The organism is Zoogloea sp., from assembly GCF_044344315.1.
Taxonomy (GTDB): domain Bacteria; phylum Pseudomonadota; class Gammaproteobacteria; order Burkholderiales; family Rhodocyclaceae; genus Zoogloea.
Genome location: NZ_JBIJDC010000103.1, coordinates 1 through 17,392, shown reverse-complemented (window position 1 = coordinate 17,392; position 17,392 = coordinate 1). Strand labels below are relative to the sequence as shown.

At 64.2% G+C, this 17,392-nt stretch carries 19 protein-coding genes and 3 tRNA genes; 5 read left to right on the top strand and 17 right to left on the bottom strand.

Features of this window, described 5'->3' with window-relative positions:
* From ACIQ09_RS17980 to ACIQ09_RS17965, 4 genes are all read right to left on the bottom strand, one after another.
* The coding region (locus ACIQ09_RS17980; RefSeq protein WP_374247302.1) for a GTP-binding protein at positions 1 to 116 on the bottom strand (116 nt) is incomplete at its 3' end.
* Positions 117 to 180: 64 nt separating this feature from the next.
* Positions 181 to 255, bottom strand: a tRNA-Thr gene (locus ACIQ09_RS17975).
* Positions 256 to 271: 16 nt separating this feature from the next.
* A tRNA-Gly gene (locus ACIQ09_RS17970) sits at positions 272 to 345 on the bottom strand.
* 70 nt (positions 346 to 415) lie between these two features.
* Positions 416 to 500 (bottom strand) — tRNA-Tyr (locus ACIQ09_RS17965).
* Positions 501 to 623: 123 nt separating this feature from the next.
* Between ACIQ09_RS17965 and ACIQ09_RS17960 the strand changes: the two genes are divergently transcribed.
* Positions 624 to 1,436, top strand: coding sequence for an HDOD domain-containing protein (locus ACIQ09_RS17960; RefSeq protein ID WP_398313060.1), 813 nt, complete (start codon positions 624 to 626; stop codon positions 1,434 to 1,436).
* Here ACIQ09_RS17960 and ACIQ09_RS17955 read toward each other — a convergent pair whose 3' ends face one another.
* The 4 genes from ACIQ09_RS17955 to nikR all read right to left on the bottom strand — a co-directional run bounded on the left by ACIQ09_RS17955 (position 1,437) and on the right by nikR (position 4,495).
* A complete protein-coding gene (locus tag ACIQ09_RS17955) occupies positions 1,437 to 2,057 on the bottom strand; it encodes a LysE family transporter (protein ID WP_398313058.1) in 621 nt (206 codons plus the stop codon).
* 36 nt (positions 2,058 to 2,093) lie between these two features.
* Positions 2,094 to 2,816 (bottom strand): energy transducer TonB, encoded by a 723-nt coding sequence (locus ACIQ09_RS17950; protein WP_398313056.1) that lies wholly within the window; start codon positions 2,814 to 2,816, stop codon positions 2,094 to 2,096.
* Between the two features lie 279 nt (positions 2,817 to 3,095).
* Positions 3,096 to 3,920, bottom strand: coding sequence for a nickel transporter (locus tag ACIQ09_RS17945; RefSeq protein WP_398313054.1), 825 nt, complete (start codon positions 3,918 to 3,920; stop codon positions 3,096 to 3,098).
* Positions 3,921 to 4,000: 80 nt separating this feature from the next.
* Complete coding sequence (nikR, locus tag ACIQ09_RS17940; protein WP_398313052.1) at positions 4,001 to 4,495, bottom strand: nickel-responsive transcriptional regulator NikR; 495 nt, start codon at positions 4,493 to 4,495, stop codon at positions 4,001 to 4,003.
* A 131-nt stretch (positions 4,496 to 4,626) separates the two neighbouring features.
* Here nikR and ACIQ09_RS17935 point away from each other — a divergent pair, with 131 nt between their 5' ends.
* Entirely contained in the window at positions 4,627 to 5,058 is a 432-nt protein-coding gene (locus ACIQ09_RS17935; RefSeq protein ID WP_398313050.1) for an acyl-CoA thioesterase, read from the top strand.
* Between the two features lie 21 nt (positions 5,059 to 5,079).
* Here the strand turns inward: ACIQ09_RS17935 and ACIQ09_RS17930 are convergent, their stop codons facing one another.
* Complete coding sequence (locus ACIQ09_RS17930; protein WP_398313048.1) at positions 5,080 to 6,108, bottom strand: hypothetical protein; 1,029 nt, start codon at positions 6,106 to 6,108, stop codon at positions 5,080 to 5,082.
* Positions 6,109 to 6,310: 202 nt separating this feature from the next.
* On the opposite strand from ACIQ09_RS17930, the gene ACIQ09_RS17925 reads away from it, so the two are divergent.
* Positions 6,311 to 7,135, top strand: coding sequence for an SH3 domain-containing protein (locus ACIQ09_RS17925; RefSeq protein ID WP_398313046.1), 825 nt, complete (start codon positions 6,311 to 6,313; stop codon positions 7,133 to 7,135).
* 30 nt (positions 7,136 to 7,165) lie between these two features.
* Here the strand turns inward: ACIQ09_RS17925 and hypE are convergent, their stop codons facing one another.
* The 8 genes from hypE to hypA form a co-directional block, all read right to left on the bottom strand.
* Positions 7,166 to 8,212, bottom strand: coding sequence for a hydrogenase expression/formation protein HypE (hypE, locus tag ACIQ09_RS17920; RefSeq protein WP_398313044.1), 1,047 nt, complete (start codon positions 8,210 to 8,212; stop codon positions 7,166 to 7,168).
* A gap of 142 nt (positions 8,213 to 8,354) precedes the next feature.
* Positions 8,355 to 8,801 (bottom strand): methyl-accepting chemotaxis protein, encoded by a 447-nt coding sequence (locus ACIQ09_RS17915; RefSeq protein ID WP_398313064.1) that lies wholly within the window; start codon positions 8,799 to 8,801, stop codon positions 8,355 to 8,357.
* A gap of 155 nt (positions 8,802 to 8,956) precedes the next feature.
* Positions 8,957 to 10,384, bottom strand: a complete 1,428-nt coding sequence (locus ACIQ09_RS17910; RefSeq protein WP_398313042.1) for an FIST signal transduction protein — start codon at positions 10,382 to 10,384, stop codon at positions 8,957 to 8,959.
* 160 nt (positions 10,385 to 10,544) lie between these two features.
* The gene (gene hypD, locus ACIQ09_RS17905) at positions 10,545 to 11,684 is read right to left on the bottom strand and encodes a hydrogenase formation protein HypD (RefSeq protein WP_398313040.1); all 1,140 of its coding nucleotides are present in this window, start codon (positions 11,682 to 11,684) and stop codon (positions 10,545 to 10,547) included.
* Positions 11,681 to 11,923, bottom strand: coding sequence for a HypC/HybG/HupF family hydrogenase formation chaperone (locus ACIQ09_RS17900; RefSeq protein ID WP_398313038.1), 243 nt, complete (start codon positions 11,921 to 11,923; stop codon positions 11,681 to 11,683). Before ACIQ09_RS17900 ends, hypD begins: the two co-directional genes overlap by 4 nt.
* Positions 11,924 to 11,941: 18 nt before the next feature.
* Positions 11,942 to 14,314 (bottom strand): carbamoyltransferase HypF, encoded by a 2,373-nt coding sequence (hypF, locus tag ACIQ09_RS17895; RefSeq protein ID WP_398313036.1) that lies wholly within the window; start codon positions 14,312 to 14,314, stop codon positions 11,942 to 11,944.
* Between the two features lie 10 nt (positions 14,315 to 14,324).
* Positions 14,325 to 15,035, bottom strand: coding sequence for a hydrogenase nickel incorporation protein HypB (gene hypB, locus ACIQ09_RS17890; RefSeq protein WP_398313034.1), 711 nt, complete (start codon positions 15,033 to 15,035; stop codon positions 14,325 to 14,327).
* Positions 15,036 to 15,230: 195 nt separating this feature from the next.
* Complete coding sequence (hypA, locus tag ACIQ09_RS17885; protein WP_398313062.1) at positions 15,231 to 15,563, bottom strand: hydrogenase maturation nickel metallochaperone HypA; 333 nt, start codon at positions 15,561 to 15,563, stop codon at positions 15,231 to 15,233.
* A 294-nt stretch (positions 15,564 to 15,857) separates the two neighbouring features.
* Here hypA and ACIQ09_RS17880 point away from each other — a divergent pair, with 294 nt between their 5' ends.
* Positions 15,858 to 16,931 (top strand): transmembrane domain-containing protein, encoded by a 1,074-nt coding sequence (locus tag ACIQ09_RS17880; protein WP_398313032.1) that lies wholly within the window; start codon positions 15,858 to 15,860, stop codon positions 16,929 to 16,931.
* A 15-nt stretch (positions 16,932 to 16,946) separates the two neighbouring features.
* On the top strand, positions 16,947 to 17,392 hold a 446-nt coding region (locus ACIQ09_RS17875; RefSeq protein WP_398313030.1), incomplete at its 3' end, for a GNAT family N-acetyltransferase.

The window sequence follows — 17,392 nt, the reverse complement described above, 5'->3', positions numbered from 1 at the left end:
TTGCGCGACAGAACGGTCGTGATCGCAGCCGTCAGCGTGGTCTTGCCATGGTCAACGTGACCAATCGTGCCAACGTTTACGTGCGGCTTTTTCCGCTCGAATTTTTCCTTAGCCATATCATCAACCCCGCAAAAAAATCAGGAAATCGGAAACCAATTAAGGCTGCAGCACCCAGAAGGATGGTGCTCATGGGCAGGATTGAACTGCCGACCTCTCCCTTACCAAGGGAGTGCTCTGCCACTGAGCTACATGAGCTTCCACACACTCAACCTGGAGCGGGTGAAGGGAATCGAACCCTCGTCATAAGCTTGGAAGGCTTCTGCTCTACCATTGAGCTACACCCGCTTTACAACGCACGACTCACAATCACCACTTCATGCCTAAACACAAACATGGAGCAACAGCATAAAACCGTTGGTGGAGGGGGAAGGATTCGAACCTTCGAAGGCAGTGCCGTCAGATTTACAGTCTGATCCCTTTGACCGCTCGGGAACCCCTCCAAGCGAGAAGCGCGCATTATAGGCAGCCTGCAACACACTGTCAAACGCTATTTCCAAAAAATTTTCTTGTGTGTGCTGTAATAGCAACGTCGCACAAAAGCCACGGCAAAGGGGTCTAGGAATATGGGCAAGGACGTACTCATTGAAGCGGTATTGGCCAGCGGTGTCGTGCTGCCAGCCCCGGGGCCCGGTTTTCTGCGCCTTCAGGCGGCGGCTGCAGACGAGAACGCGGGGCCCAGGGAGCTCGCCGCCGCCATCAGCCAGGACCCGGCCATCACCGGCGCACTGCTGAGGGTTGCCAACTCTCCTGTGTTCCGCCCCCGCAGCGCACCTCGCTCCGCACTGGAGGCCATCACCATGCTGGGACGCACTCGCACCATGGCCACTGCGGCAAGCACCGCCCTGCGCAGTCAGTGCAGCGGCCTGGATGCCTCCGTGGTCGAGGCGCTGTGGTCTGCAAGTGCCCAGGCTGCGGAATTGACCTACGCGGCTGCTCGTCATACCTCATTCAAGGCTCTGGCAGATATCGCGTATCTGGCTGCGTTGATGCAGGACGCTGGGATTGCCGTGGTCCTCAAGCGCAGTCCGGAACATATCGACGTACTTCGCGCCCGGGGGGCCGCCCTGGAAGCCGGCGCCCGGGCTCTGGATGCGCTGAGCGGAACGGATCACGCGGCAGCAGGCTTCCTCGTCGCCCGCAACTGGAAGTTGCCGGCCGATGTCTGTGAGGCCATCCGTGCCCATCATGATCCACGAGGCGCCAGTCGTCTTAACGACGCCCCCAAGCGGATTGCCATGCTTCTGGCGGTGGGCCGGCGGCTGCGCGACGGCATGTCGCCCGACTGGATCGACTGGGCTGACATGGTCTCGGCAGAACTTGCCCTGGATGAGGCAAACCTCGATGAGCTCGCGGCGGACGCCAGGAGCGCGGCCTGATCACTTCCTTGAGCTTACCGCCAGGAGCAGGCCGGCACTGACAAAGAGCCCACCAAAGATGCGGTTCTGGAGCAAGGCGGCCCGAGGGCTGCTGGTCATACCCCTGAAGCGACTGGCGAGAAGGGCGTAGCACGACATCACCAGCGTATCCACGCTACACATCGTCGCAGCAATGATCAGGAACTGGAGAAGCTGGGGCCTTGCCGGATCGATGAATTGGGGCACCAGTGCAGCAATGAAGACGATCGCCTTCGGATTCCCCAGATTGACGAGGATGCCCTGGCGGTAGAAGCCTTCGGGCACATCGGGACCGAGCGCTGCAGCCTCCCCCTCGTCCACCCGCGCACGCCACTTTCTGACGCCAAGCCACACAAGGTAGCCCGCCCCGGCAAGCTTCACAACCAGAAAGGCCGTTTCGGACGCCGCCAGCAAAGCCCCCAGTCCTGTCGCCACCAAACTCAACTGCAGGAGCAGCGCCGTCTGCAGCCCGGCAATACCCGCCAGTGCGTGCCAGTAACCATGGCGCAGCCCGACGCTCATGCTCAGCACCGCGCCCGGACCGGGAGAAACAGCAACCACCAGGGCTGCGGCCAGGAAACCTAGCCAGAGATGCAGGGACATTTATTCTCCACGTGAAGTCAGGTTGGGCTTAGCTGCTCAGCCGGCGGCATCGCCTTCGAGATTGAAGCGGACAGGCACCACAACAGCCCCCTCCACCGGCTCGCCACCGCGCCGCGCCGGGGAGAAGCGCCAGTGCCATACGGCAGTCAGTGCCGCCTCGTCGAGGGACTCGTGCCCGGAGCTTTCACGCACCTTAACCGCGGTGGGAATGCCTTCAGCAGAAACTCGCACATCAAGACGAACCACCCCTTCCAGCCCTCGCCGGCGAGCCATCATGGGATAAGCCGGCTTGGGATTGTGAAGATAGCTGGCACCGAAGCCCGGTGGCGAGTAGGCCGCCACCCCGGTGTTGACCGACGGCCCTGCGGGCGTGCCGGTACTGCCTGAGGCTGCCGCGGGAGCCGGCGGCGACATGACGGACGCAAGGGGTGTTGGCGCAGGAGAAGACGTGGCGACCACGGCGGGAGCCGATACGTCGGCACGCTGGTCGGTCATCAGGTGCGGTACCGGCGCGGCATGGCGCACCACCTGGGGTGGCCGAGCATTGACTTGCCGTGGCTGAGACACCGGTACGGCAGGCCTGGCTGCTTGGGGGCGAGGCGGTTCGGGGGCGTGTGCGGGGGGCGGCTCGGGAGCCAGACGGGCTTCGAGAATGCGCGGCGCCTCCACGCTGGCCGTGTGCAAGCCACCTCCAAACCCGAGCACCAATCCGTGGGCGACGATGGATGCCCCGATGGCGTAGACCAGCCCCTTGTCCATCGTCAGACGTTCAAGCGCAAGACCTGCCGGAGCGCTCGAGTCTCTGACGGATGGGAATGGGCCTCAGCGGCGGGGGTGCTCTCGAATTTCAATTGAGACTCTTGATGATGGGCAATGTGTCCGCGCATGCGATCGAACTGAAAGAGGTCATTTGCCGACTCTGCAATTTGCCGCCTCAGGGGTCAAACAGCCTTAAGCGCGGTCAAGGATGCGGATCGTACAGAATTGTCAGCAATCAGTGGGCCCGAACAGACATGACGTGAGTACCGGCAGGAGGCATCAGCCCGGCGCCTCCAACGCGGGCTCGCGCCCCCGGGCCAGCCGCAGGCCGAGCAGGAAGCTCGTGAAGATCACTGCGATCACGGCCATGCCGAAGAACAGGGCCTTACCCTCACCCCAGGCATCAAGGGCAGGAGCAAGCATCCTGACCAGACTCCACGCCGCTACCAGCAGACTGATACCGGCCACGGCCAGCGCCATCACACGGGAGGCGATCCGTGCGGTGGCATCGGCCCGCGCAATCAGCGTGGATATCCACAATCCGTTGGCGCCATCGGCCAGCAGCATGCCGAGCATGAATGTCAGCCCAAGACCCGCTGACGGCATCCATCCTCCCGCCTGAACACCCGCCATGGCAAACAATGCCGCCTGGCTGACGGTGTCAAAGGAGAAAGCGAACATGGCACCGACCAGGGCCACGCCTCCGGGATGGGTAACCCGGCCGAAACGCCCCACCCAACGCCCCTTGAGCCCCACCGGATGCACCATTTCGTGCGGTGCGGCAGCGTACACCGCACGCAGATTGAGCACTCCGAGCAGAATCAGGAAAGTGATGGAGATCCAGGTGCCCGAGCTTTCCAGCCACTCAGGCGCCGCCCAGCCCTGGGACAACAGGCTCGCACCGACGGCGATGGCTACCACCACCGCACCATGGCCAAGGGAGAACAGGCTCCCGCAAAATCGCGCCAGACGCGGCCGGACACTTGCGTTGTAGCGCGTCAGGCCGTCAATGGTCGCTAGGTGATCGGCATCGAAACCGTGCTTCAGCCCCAGCACGAATACCAGCAGAACGAGGGCGAGACTATCGGAAGGGAGGTCGTGCATGGCCAGCATCCGGACGAAAGTTATGAACTTAGCAGTTTAGTTCATACAACAATCATGCCAAGCTCACACGAGGGCGTCAGTCAGCTCCGGGGACGATAATGCACATGGGGATGGGCATGCTCCTCGTCCGCGCCGGCCGCCTCACCGTGAGAATGGACGTGGGGCAGGCTGCGACAGTCGGCTGTCACAAGGTTGAGGGCACCGTGCCGGACACCGGGCTTGGCGATCAGCGCCTCGGAAAACGCACGCACGGAGGCAGTCGGCCCGCGGAGGATGACGCTTTCCATGCAGTTATCGTGATCCAGATGGGCATGCAGCGTCGCCACGCACAAGTCGTGATGCTCATGCTGGGCATGGGTCACCCGTTCAGCCAGTTCCCGCTCATGATGGTTATAGACATAGGACAGATTGGCAATGCAGTGAGTTGCCTCTTCGCGGGACAAGCGACTGGCTTCGATCTGGGCACGCAGAATGTCGCGCACTGCTTCGGACCGGTTGGAGTAACCCCGGGCGGCAATCAGCGCATCGAACTCACGGGCCAGTTCTTCATCAAGGGAAATGGTGAATCGCTCCACGGCCGCTCCACAGTCAGGACAGACGGATCATTCTGCCCGCCGGGGGGCACGGGTGCAATTGACAGACGGCGGACGCCGCCAGGCTGCGATAATCTCGGGACACGCCGAATCTCCCCTTTCCAGAAACCACCATGACCCGCGTATCCATCGACCTGCCCGAACATTTCGTTTTTGCCACCGAGATCCCGATCTACATCAGCCACATCAACTACGGGCACCACCTGGACAACGCGGCCCTGGTCGGCCTGGTGTCGGAAGCCCGGGTGCGCTTCCTGAAGCACCTGGGCTACACCGAACTGGATGTGGAAGGCGTTGGCATCGTCGTCGCCGACGCGGCGCTGCAGTACAAATCCGAAGCCTTCCACGGCGAAGCCCTGGTCTTCGAAATGGCGCCGGCAGAGTTCAACAAGTACGGCTGCGACCTGGTATGGCGTGCCACCGACAAGGCCAGCGGCCGGGAAGTGGCGCGAGGCAAGACCGGGATCATCTTCTTCAATTACGAAACCAGGCGCCCGGCAAGCGTCCCTGCCGGCTTCCGGACCAAAACGACGCGCCCTGCCTGACGCTCCCGCTCCCGAAACTGCTCAGACCTTCAGATCCACTTGCTGCAAGGTCCCGACGCTACCGTCCTCGCGGGCATAAATGCCCGAACTGCGCACAGCACCGAGATCTTCAGCGCCCTCCTTGAGCGTGAAGGGCGTCGCCACCCGCCCCAGGTAAAGCGCGCCGATGCGGGCCTCGTCCAGGCTCATCACCGCACCGCCGCCCTGGGCATCCGGCGTCCACACCCCGAGTCGGGAGAACACGGGATCGGCCTCGTCGATCCAGCCATTGGCATCATTGTCATGCCGGGCGAGATCGGCGAAGCCGTCACCGCTGGCAGGCCCGAAGAGCTGCCGGCCCGAAGTCACCTGAGCATCCTCCAGCGCGTCAAGCACCAGGAAACCGCTGCCCCGCTGCAACAGGGGCATCGCCACCTCATTGCCGTCACCCATCAGATCGAAGCTGAAGCGCTGGCTGCTCAGACTGGCGGCGTTCCCTGAAAAATTGACCACCAACGGATCCTTGCTCACGGCATTGCCGGCCCGCAGGCTGAACTGACTGGTTTCCGTTTCGCTACGCGACATGGACAGTTCGAGACTGAAACCGATCTCGCGGCCATCCGCCGTGCGGATCATCCCCGCCGCAGCAAAGCGGGTTTCCTCGCTGTGGGTGCGTGTTTCCGTGCGATCGTACTCGATACCGAACTCCGGCTCGCGCGTAGCGGCCGCCGTCGAGCGGGCAGCCTCCGCCGCCACCTCATCGGGATTCATCTCGGAAGCGGACATCAGGTGGATACGCCGGCCGGTAAGCATCTCGACAATCGAACGCAAGAGTTCGAGTTGCGGATCGGCCTCAAGCTCATCATTAGACGCCGGGGCAGCGGGTGCAGCCTTGTCCAGGTCCAGGGCCTGCCGTGCCGCATCGGAAACCACCACCGCGTGGCTTGGCGGACGCTCGTCCGATGCGCCGGGGCGCGGCCCTATCCACGCCCTGAGGCGCTCCTCCACCTCGACTGTACTGCTGGCCCGGTGGGTAGCAGCAAGATCCATGCTGGCAGCAGCGATTTTCATGGCGGACTCCTCGCGAATCAGGGACTTGCCCCTTCAACGGCGAGTCGGCGGGCAACTTTACCGGCACAGGGGGGGATGACAGGCTTGCCCGCGGAACGAAATCTGCGCTTACAGTCGGGTGTCGGTCCTCCCCCCGCCAGGCGCGTTGATAAACCATACCCACCCCTTTTCTTCAGGACCGCCTCCCTCGCGGACACCCGCCATGCCCCTGCCCGCCCTGCTCCGCACCCTGACCCTCGCCGCAGCCCTTCTACCCGCGGCGGCAGATGCCCGCCCGGCCTACATCACCGAGCCTCTGCGCCTGCACGCCGGCCCCGGGCCGGACTACCCACAGATCTCAGTGCTGTTTCCCGGCATGGAGGTCGATGTCCTGGGGTGCCTGCAGGGTTACCAGTGGTGCGACCTGATCACCCCGGATGGCCTGCGGGGTTGGGCCTGGAGCGGCACGCTGAGCTTCTCCTGGATCGGCGAACCCTTGCCGGTCATCCAGTACGGCCCCTCCTTCGGCATCCCCCTGATCAGCTTCATCCTGGGTGACTACTGGGAGCATCATTATCGGGACCGCCCTTGGTACGGTGACCGTCACAACTGGCGGCACGCGCCGCCTGCGCTACATCGCCCCCCGCCCCCGCGCATCGCACCTCATCCGGGGCCGGGCTGGCAGCCCGGCTGGAATCCTGGTCGGGACCACGAGTGGGATCACCGCTGGCAGGACGACAGACGTCGCGATGGCCCGCGGGACGACCACCGCAATATGCCACCTCGTCATGATCGGGAGCGTGCTCCTCGGCAGGAGCCGATGCCGCCCGTATCACCACCCCGGGCCGCCCCCCAACCAAACCCGGGCGGCTGGGGCCAGCAGCACGCCCCGCGACAGGAGGCGCCACGCATGGAGGCACCCCGGCCTCCTGGTGAACCCAACTCACGTTTCCGCCCCCCGCCGGACATGGACAATCGCCGGGGCCATGGCGGCGACGGAGGACAGGGCGGAAGAGGCCAGGAGAACCGCTTCGGCGGACGCCAGTAAGGCTCGCGCGCAACCACGCAGCTCAGGCGATCAGCAGATCCTGGGGAGTTGCTCGCCCGCGAGCCAATCCACCATCCGGCGCCCGCCGAGCACCGTCTTCATCTGCACAAAACGGTGCACATCGGCCGTCACCTCACCGATGCATGCAGCCCGCAGCCCCAGCGGATGGGTACGCAGAGCGGTCACCAGACCGACAGCCTCCTCCGCCGGGCACACCGCCACCAGCTTGCCCTCGTTGGCGATATGCAGTGGGTCGAGCCCCAGAAACTCGCATGCCGCCGCAACTTGGGGGGAGACGGGAATCCCTGCCTCGTCGAGAATCATGCCGACACCGGATTGCTGGGCAATCTCGTTGAGGGTCGCCGCCAGCCCGCCGCGGGTCGGGTCCCGCAGCAGCCGCAGGCCCGGGGCCGCCTCCAGGGCTAGCGCCGCCAGGCCATGCAGGGCCGCGCTGTCGGAGACGATGTCGGACTCGAAGGCCAGGTTCTCCCGCCGGGCCATGATCGCCATGCCGTGATCCCCCATCGTGCCCGAGACAATGACCGCATCCCCCGGGCAGGCATTTGCACCGGAAAGATCCCGCCCGGCAGCAAGGGCCCCCAATCCCGTCGTGGTGATGAAGACCCCGTCGCCCTTGCCCCGCTCGACCACCTTGGTATCACCAGTCACCACAGGCACCCCGGCCGCAAGGGCAGCGGCAGCCATGCTCTTGACGATGCGCTGCAGATCGGCGAGGGGAAAGCCCTCCTCAAGGATGAAGCTGGCTGCCAGGTAAAGCGGGCGCGCGCCCATCACGGCCAGATCATTGACGGTGCCGTGCACCGCCAGGCTGCCGATGTCCCCGCCGGGGAAAAACAACGGCGACACCACATGGGCATCGGTAGCCAGGACCAGCCGCTCCCCCGGGCCGGGCGCCGGCAGCACAGCCCCATCGTCGCCCCGGCGCAGCCAGGGGTTGTCAAAGGCCCTGCCAAAAAGCTCGTTGATGAGCTGGACCATCGCGCGGCCGCCTCCACCATGGGAGAGGTCCACACAGCCATGGCGCAGGTCGAGGGGGCGGAGATAGGGCTTTTTCATCGCTGGGCCGCGCCAGGATGAAAAGCCCCCCCTCGGGGGGCAACGAGCCGCATAGCGGGGAGCGTGGGGTTATCTCTCATGGGCGGGGGCGGTGCAGCTCGAATCTGCAGCGCCCCCCGCAGAATACTGCGGCCCGCCCGCTTCAGGCGAGGACGCGTTGATTGCCGGTAAGGTTCTTGAGGGTGTCCGCCACTGTCTTGGTGTGATCGGCCGTGCCCGCGGTCTTGCCGCTGAAGGCCTCGATGTCGGACAACAGGCCAGAGAGGTTGGAGACATCCCCCGCCTGGCGCTCGATCTCTCCCGCCACCCGACCGATCTCGCTGGCCAGCGTCGAGATGTCGGCACCGATCTCACCCGCACTCATGCGGGACTTCTCGGCCAGCTTGCGCACCTCGTCGGCCACCACAGCAAACCCGCGGCCAGCCTCGCCGGCCCGGGCTGCTTCGATGGCGGCATTGAGCGCCAGCAGGTTGGTCTGATCAGCGATCTGCTGGATCACCTCCACTACCCCCTGGATGCGTCCACTGGCATCGGCCAGCTTGCGGGCGCTGTCGGCGGCGTCGGCGGCCTGCCGGGTCAGCTCACCCACCGTATCGCTGGCAGCATGCACAACCCTGCCCTGCTCCTGGATATGACCGGTGAGGCTGCCAACAGACGCATACAGATCGCCAGCGCAGGACTCCAGCTGCCGGGCGGTATCGTCGCGGATATCATGGGACTCCCGAAGGGTCTGACCCAGGCTGTTCAGCCCATGCACGACCAGGCTATGTTGTCGTCGAAACTGGACGGATCGAGCTGACTGTCGAAAGCCTGGGACTGGTAGTCGGCAATCTGCTTGACGATGACCCGCGACAAGCCAGCCAGCTTGGCGCTCTGGCGTCGCAGGAAGAAGGCCTTGAATTCACCGTAGTGGGCAACAAAGTTGTCCACGTAGTCGTCGCGGAACGATGTGCCTTCCGGCACCCGGAAGAAGAACACCGCCGTCAGGGTCTGGTTCAGGTTGAGGCCGAGGATCTCGCCAAAGGTCGAGAAGCCCGCCAGTTGCTTGCAGGGCAAAGCCGAACCGACTTTCGACAGCTCCTTGTCGTTGTAGAGGCGGCGCAGGATGCAGTCATTGAGGATGCCGGCTACCGGCGCTCCGGGCTTGCCAGCCATGAAGGCGCGGAAATCCTGCTCCGTGCTCTGCACCAGACTGGTACGCCTGACCAGCAGCAGCTCCTCCCCCGGCGAGATGTCGCAGTAGAAGTTCACCCGCCCAGCCGACAGATCGACGTTGACGACGGAGCGTACGAAGATCTCCTTGCCCACCTGGATCGCAAACGAATAGTCGGCCAGCTTGCCTTCGAGATCCCGCGGCGTGCAGCGGAAATGGGCACACAAGGCATCCACGAACGGCACGATGCGCCCCTCTGCATCAATGACCTGGCTGACATGACGCTGCTCCAGCGATGCACCGATGACCGGAAAGTGGGGCCCATCCGGCACGAAGTTCTGGCTCTTCAACACACCAAAGCGGATACCTCGGGGCATTTTCAGGAAGGCGATCAAGGCGTGATTCTCGAGACGGCGGCTGCCGTCGTGAATCCAGGTGTTCTTGAAATCGAACTTGCCGCCGGCCGAGCCGCCCACGAACAGGCAGGGGAAGCGTCCAGAATCGTAGAGCGCCTCCATGAAGAAGGACTCGGAAGCAGACAGGCCGTCGAAGAGTATGTAGGCCAGCGTGTCCCGGTGATCGATATCCAGGTCCACCCGCGCGGACTCGATGTTGCGCGCGATACGGGCCACCCGTTCCCTCACGGAAACCTCCCGTTGCCCGCGGCGCAGGTCCTCGCAACCCAGGGGCACGGCCACAACCTGGGCACGGGCGACGAGCGTGGCGTCAAAGCACTGGATCACCACCCGGTCCCAGCTGTCACCGGTACGGCAATACAGACTCTCGTTGTCTCCACAGAGTTCGCCAGCCGTTGAGCACAGCATGACCGGTACACCTGGAAAGCGTGCCGCGACAGCACGGGCTACCGGATCAATGTCCACATGGGGTGATACGTAACCACTGATGAAGGTGGGCGATATCGAAGTTGCGGCGAGGGTTGCCACGACTTCGGACGCACGGCACTGCAGGATCACAACACCCGGTGCAGGCGCGCCGCGCAGGCTCTTGAACAGGTTCACTCTGATGTCTCCTTGCGGACCTCGAAACGGGCCCATGGGCGCTTATCGGCCGCAGCAAGGCAAGGTTGACCCCTTCTTCGGGAAATCCCTCACACCGGCGCAGACATCACCTGAACGGGATCGCATCCTTTTGATACAAGCACTTGCACACGGTGCTCCATCACGCAGCAACAATAGGAAAATCACGAAAACGCCCGTAGGTATAGTGCGCAGCGCACGCCCCCTCGGACGACACCATGCAGGAGCCCATCGGGTTCTCAGGTGTGCAGACGGTGCCGAACAAACTGCATTCACGCGGAGCCCGGATCCCCCGCAGGATGGCGCCGCATTCACAGGCGGGGTGGTCCGGTACCGGTCGATAGCTCAGCCCGAAACGCAGCTCCGCATCAAGGTCGGCGTAAACATCGGCCAGACGGAGGGCAGACGCAGGCAGCTCTCCCAGTCCCCGCCATTCGAAAGAATCCCGCGCCACCAGGACCTCGGACACCAGGGCCTGGGCCTTGAGATTGCCGCTGGCGGTGACGGCCCGGGTGAACTGGTTCTCCACCTCCGCACGGCCGTCGTTCACCTGACGCACCAGCATGAGAATGGCCTGCATCACATCCAGGGGCTCGAAGCCGGCAATCACCACCGGCTTGCGGAAGGCCGCAGCAAACCCCGCGTAAGGACGGCTGCCGATGACGGTACTCACATGGGCCGGACCGACAAATCCATCCAGCGGCACGGCATCCGGCGCGGAGACGGCGGGTGAAGCCAGGATCGCGGTGATGGCAGCTGGCGTCAGCACATGACAGCACAAGACGCTGAAATTCTTCAGTCCAAGACGGGCCGCATGGCGAATGACCACGGCCGTGGGCGGCGTCGTCGTCTCGAAGCCGATGGCGAAGAACACCACCTGACGGGCGGGCTCCCGGCATGCCAGTTCCAGCGCGTCGGTGGCGGAATAGACCATGCGGATGTCAGCGCCCTCGGCCCGGGCCCGCAGCATCGAACGGCCACCCGAGGCAGGGACTCGCAGGGTATCGGCGTAGGTGCACACCGTCGTCCCGTGATCCAGGGCGAGACTGATGGCCTGATCGATGCGGCCAATGGGCAACACGCACACCGGGCAACCGGGGCCATGGACCATGCGGACACCGGCGGGCAACAGATCAGCCACTCCATAACGGGAGATGGCATGAGTGTGACCACCGCAAAACTCCATGAAGGCATAGCGCCGACCGGTCTGCAGCTCGCGGGCAATGGCCGCCCCCAGCCCCCGGGCCAGGGCGCCATCGCGGAATTCATCCACGTACTTCACGGCGGGGCAAACTCCCCGCCGGTATCGATGCCGGCCTCACGCATCAGGGCCAGGGTCTGGGCAGCCTCCTCGGGATCGAGCCTGGCCAGGGCAAAGCCCACATGCACGATGACGTAATCGCCACAGCAGACCGCGTCCACAAGTTCGAGGGAAATCGCCTTGCGCACGCCGCCCAGGTCCACGAGAGCCTGGCCGTCGGGCAGGAGTTCGACCACGCGGGCCGGGATGGCGAGACACATGCTTTTCGGCTCCGTCCTTCAGATCACACCCTGGCGCAGGCTGGCCCGGGCCACCCAGGCCTGACCAAGGGCGAGGCCACCGTCGCCCGGGGGAACATGCTGGGCCTCAAAAACGGCCAGCCCCCGGGCCTGCAGCCGATGACGCAGGCCTGCTGACAGCAAGCGGTTATGCAGGCAGCCCCCCGCCAGTACCACACTGCGGATACCGGTGACGTGGGCTGCGTCGTCCACCCACTGGGTCAGCGCCTCAATCAGGGTGGCGTGAAAATGGGCTGCTCCGCGCGCAGCATCGTTCTCATCGACAAGTTGCATGAGCAGCGGATAGAGATTGAGCACGGACAAGCCCGTCTCGGCTCGCGTATCGATGTGATAGCCACCAGGCAGGGGCAAACAGGCACCGAAGCGATGGGCCAAGGTTTCGAGCAGCATCCCAGCCTGCCCCTCGTAAGTCATGTCCTCGCACACCCCCAGCAGACCGGCTGCGGCATCAAACCAGCGTCCGAGGCTGGTGGTAGGTGGGCAGCGGGTCCCCCGCAGCAACATGCCAAGCACTTGCTCCACATTCGGTCGGCTTGCAAAGCGCGCGATGGCCTCTTCACCACGACCGAGGGCATGGAGCACCCCACAGGCCATGCGCCAGGGCTCGCGGGCGGCCCGATCACCACCGGGCAGGGGCAACGGGCTCAAGTGCCCCAGACGCCGAAACGCCGCCCCATCCACGTACAGCAACTCGCCCCCCCAGGGCATGCCATCGGTGCCGAGCCCCACACCATCTGCAGCCAAACCAAGCACCGGCTCATCAAGGCGATGCTCGGCGCACACGGCCGCAATGTGCGCATGATGGTGCTGTACTGGAATAGCCGGAATCTCGAGGCGTTCGGCCAGGGCCAGGGCGGCGCGGGTGGAGTAATAGTCCGGATGAGCATCGTGGGCCAGTGCCGCCGGCCGTACAGACAGGATGGTCTGCAGATGCTCGGCGGCCTCATCCAGCGCGGTGCACGCCGCCGGATTGTCGAGCCCGCCAATGTGCTGGGAGAGGAAGGCCTCGCGCCCTCGCGTCAGGCACAGAGTAGCCTTGAAGTGGGCGCCGAAAGCCAGCACCGCCGGGCCGTCATCGGGCAGGGGCAGAGAGAGAGGCGTGAAGCCCCGCGCCCGGCGTTGAAACTGGATCCCCCCGCCGTTTCCCTCCCAGGGGCCTGCGGGCAGATCGGGACGCACGCGCAGCACAGAATCGTCACAGCGCACCACGATGTCCCGATCATGCATGAGCAGCACGTCGGCAATCTCTCCCAGCCGTTCGAAGGCTTCATCGTTGCCCTGCACCAGCGGCTCACCATGAGGGTTGGCACTGGTCATCACCAGCACAAGGGGGTGGGCATCGGCCAGCCAGCCAGTACCGGCGGGGCGGCCTGCCGCCTCGTGAAAGAGCAGGTAATGAAGCGGCGTATAGGGGAGCATCACACCAACCTCGTCGAGGCCTGGGGCCACACCCGGCAGCGCACCATCAAAGGACGACTGCTTGCCAAGGAGGACGATCGGCCGCTCGGGGCTTTCCAGGCTTGCCGCCTCGGCAGCCGACAGGCGAGCCCACTGCGCCGCACTGGGCACATTCGCGCACATCAAGGCCAGAGGCTTGTGGGGGCGCTGCTTGCGCGCGCGCAGACGGGCCACACTCTCCGCCCTGGATGCGTCACAGGCCAGGTGAAAGCCGCCCAGCCCCTTGATGGCCACGATTTCGCCGAGCTTCAGTCGACGTAGGGTTTCGGCCACCGGGTCCCGCGCCAAGGCGCGCACCCCATGGGGCTCGAACAGGCTCAACTGCGGCCCGCAAGCCGGACAGGCATTAGGCTCGGCATGGAAGCGCCGATCCCCCGGGTGACGGTATTCAGCCTCGCAGCCAGGGCACTGCGCGAAGCCAGCCATACTGGTGCGGGCGCGATCGTAGGGCAGCGTCCGGGTGATGGTGTAGCGCGGGCCGCAATGGGTGCAGTTAATGAAGGGGTAGCGCCAGCGCCGGTCGTCTGGATCGCAGAGTTCGCTCAGGCAGGACGGGCACACTGCCACGTCGGGGCCGATGGCCGTGGCCACCGCACCTTCCACGCTGGGCAGGATGGCGAAATCCTTGCGCGACAGGTCCGGGGGAATGACCTCGGGCTCGATCGCATCCACCCTGGCCAGAGGCGGCGCCTCGGTGGCAAGACATTGAGTGAAGGCATCGAGCACAGGCTCGCTGCCCTGGATCTCGATCTCCACACCACCGCCATCGTTGCGCACCCACCCCACCAGACCGAGGGAAGTGGCGAAACGATACACGAAGGGCCGGAAGCCCACCCCTTGCACTACGCCACGCACGCGCAGACGACGGGCGACGCGGCTTGGATCGACAAACATCAGCATACGGTCATGACTCCCCATCCGTTCCGGTGCCCGCCGGCAACCGGCAAACGGCCCGCGCCTTGTCCAGATGGGCATGCACCCAGTCGAGCCAGGCATCCAAGCCGGCGCCCGTGGTGGCAGAAACAGCAATCACGGCCAAGGCGGGATTGACTCGCAGGGCGAAATCGATGGCTTTCTCCATGTTGAAATCCACGTAGGGGAGGAGGTCCGTCTTGTTGATCAGCATCAGACTGGCAGCGGCAAACATGTCCGGATACTTGAGGGGTTTATCGTCCCCCTCGGTCACAGACAGCACCACGACCTTGGCCTTCTCGCCCAGGTCAAAAGCAGCAGGGCACACCAGATTGCCCACGTTCTCTATCAGCAACACGCTTTCAACGGGCGGCGCCAGTCGGGTCAGGGCCTGGCCGACCATCAGGGCATCCAGATGACAGCCCTTGCCCGTATTGATCTGCAGGGCCGGCGCACCGGCGGATCGAATGCGCTCTGCGTCAAAGCTAGTCTGCTGGTCACCTTCGATCACACTCACGGGCACCCGGGCCTTTAGGGCTTCAATGGTGCGGACCAGCAGCGTGGTCTTGCCGGCTCCGGGGCTCGAGACGAGATTGAGGGCCAGAATGCCACGCTCGGCCAGCCAGCGCCGGTTCTCTTTCGCCAAACCATCATTTTTGGCGAGGATGCGCTGCTCGATGCTGACCATCCGCGCCTGACTCATTCCTGGGACTTGGGCTCCCGCCGGCCCTCGCCCGTAATGAACGGCGTCGTGCTCAGGGGCCGGACGCCAACCTTGCGGCACGCCCCCCCCGGCCAACACTCCGGCAGTGTTCTGCCCACTCAACTCCGGCGCCCTGTCGTCGATTCGGGCCTCTCCGGCCCCGCAGCCACATACATTGCACATGTCATAACACCTTCACTCGATTTCCAGTTCCTTCACCCGCATCTCCGTGCCGCCGGTCACCTGGACCCGGTACCCTCCACAGCAGGGGCACGGATCGTAAAGCTCGGCAATGTCCACATGCGTTTCGCACTGCAGGCACCAGCCTTGTCCCGGAACCCTGACTATCTGCAGGGCAGCCCCGTCCCCGAGCCCGCCCTGCATCACCACATCAAAGCAGAAGCGCAGACTGTCTGGCTCGACTGCAGCCAGCTGACCTATTTCCAGTACCACGGTCCGGACGCGACGAAACCCCTGTCGGTGGCCAGCCTCTTCAACAAGCTGGCGGATACCCTCCGCCAGTGACATCTCATGCATGCACACTCTCCGGGACACTAACCGGTCTTGACCTTCGACATCCTCACAATACGCCTTTCATCGGGCGAAATGCGACAGCCTGCCAGGCGCCGCCATTGGAGACGGCCCCCTCCCGCACGACACCGAAAGGCAAGAAACACACACACGCCATGCGGAAAACATATGAAATGTGTCAACGCGCTGCCTTGAACCCCCTGAAAAGGCAGCGACAATATGACTTATGTCGCACCTTTGAAAAACTTCCGCTACAACTTTGAAAGCTCACTGTTTTATGGTGCCAATACCATGAAAGTATTCTTGACCGCCGTTTCGGCATTCGCCCTGTTCGCGACACCGGCCATCGCACAAACGCCCTCCGCCCCCGGACAGGCATCAACCCAGGTCAGCACCTCCGCTGGAGAGTCTGCCCTGCCGCCCCCTCCCAAGATAAGCCGCTGGGAGAACACCGGCATGACGCCCCTGGAGGCGCGAGACTGGCAGGCCTACAACCTCACACCAAACGAAGCTGTCAACTGGAAGCGCGCCGGCTTCACCCCCTTGGTCGCCCGAACCTGGTCAGACAAAGGCTTCGATCCGGACGAAGCGCGACAGTGGCTCGATTCTGCCAAGACCAGCCGCAGCCTGATGTCCGAACTGGACCAGTCAGACCCGAGCCAATGGAAACGTGAGGGCTTCTCCCCCAGCGACCGGCTGGCCTGGTGGGAAGCCGGCTTTGTGTTCGACGATGCTATCCTCCTCGCCCGGGCTGGCATGTCGCCGGCCGATGCGGCCTGGAACGGCCACGACAAGCTCAAGGAACTCAAGGGAAACACAGCCACCGAACCCGCCAAGACAGCCTCCGCCCAGCAGGCCCCCGCGGAGGTATCCGCCCCCAGCCTGGAGTCCATCTGGAATGTGGTCGGGCCCTATGTCACCGTCGGACTGGCCGTCTTCTTTGCCTTCGTCGCTGGCGGCTTCGCCTTCTTCCTCTTCCGTCGCAGGCAGATCAACCGTCAGCTGAAAAAGGCCGACGAAAATGCCGGGCCCGACAGCGAGATGCCCACCCCCATCGAGCCGAAACCCGCAGCACGGACCTTCGGCCGCGATCAGGCCAAGCGTCGACCGGCACGGCGCTTCGCCTTTGCCCGGCCGTCGAGCCCCCACTGCATACACTGCAAGAGTCTCGACGTCCGCCCTTCACGGATGCACCCGCACCGCTTCGCCGGGATCAACTTCACCGAGTACTTCCGCTGCCGCAAGTGTGGCCGACACTTTGCAATCGTCAGCTACACCCCCATCCTCGCTGCGGGGGGTGCAGTCGTCCTGGTGTTGACCTTCATTACCTCTGGCTTCATCTACACCCTGTCCCTGATCCACTAAGGCAAACACGTGGCAATGAACACTCCCACTATCCGGCCTGTGGATTTCGACGACCCTGCCTGCACAGCAGATTTTCTCGACCTGCTCGACCACTACATGCGCAGCCCCAGCGGCAATGGTCAGCCAATGACCGCGGAGTTGCGCAGTCGCCTGCCGGCCGAGCTGTGCAAGCGGCCCACGGTGCTGAGCTTCATCGCTTACCAGGAAGGCCGTGCTGCCGGGCTGATCAACTGTGTGGAAGGCTTCTCGACCTTCGCGGGCAAGCCGCTGCTGAACATTCACGACATCATCGTTCACCAGGACTTCCGCCGCCGGGGCATTGCCCGGGCCCTGCAGGCCCACGCCGAGCGGACTGCCGTGGAGCGCGGCTGCTGCAAACTCACGCTGGAGGTCCTTGAGGGCAATACCGGCGCTCGTGAGGCCTACACAGGTTTCGGCTTTCAGGGCTATCAGCTCGACCC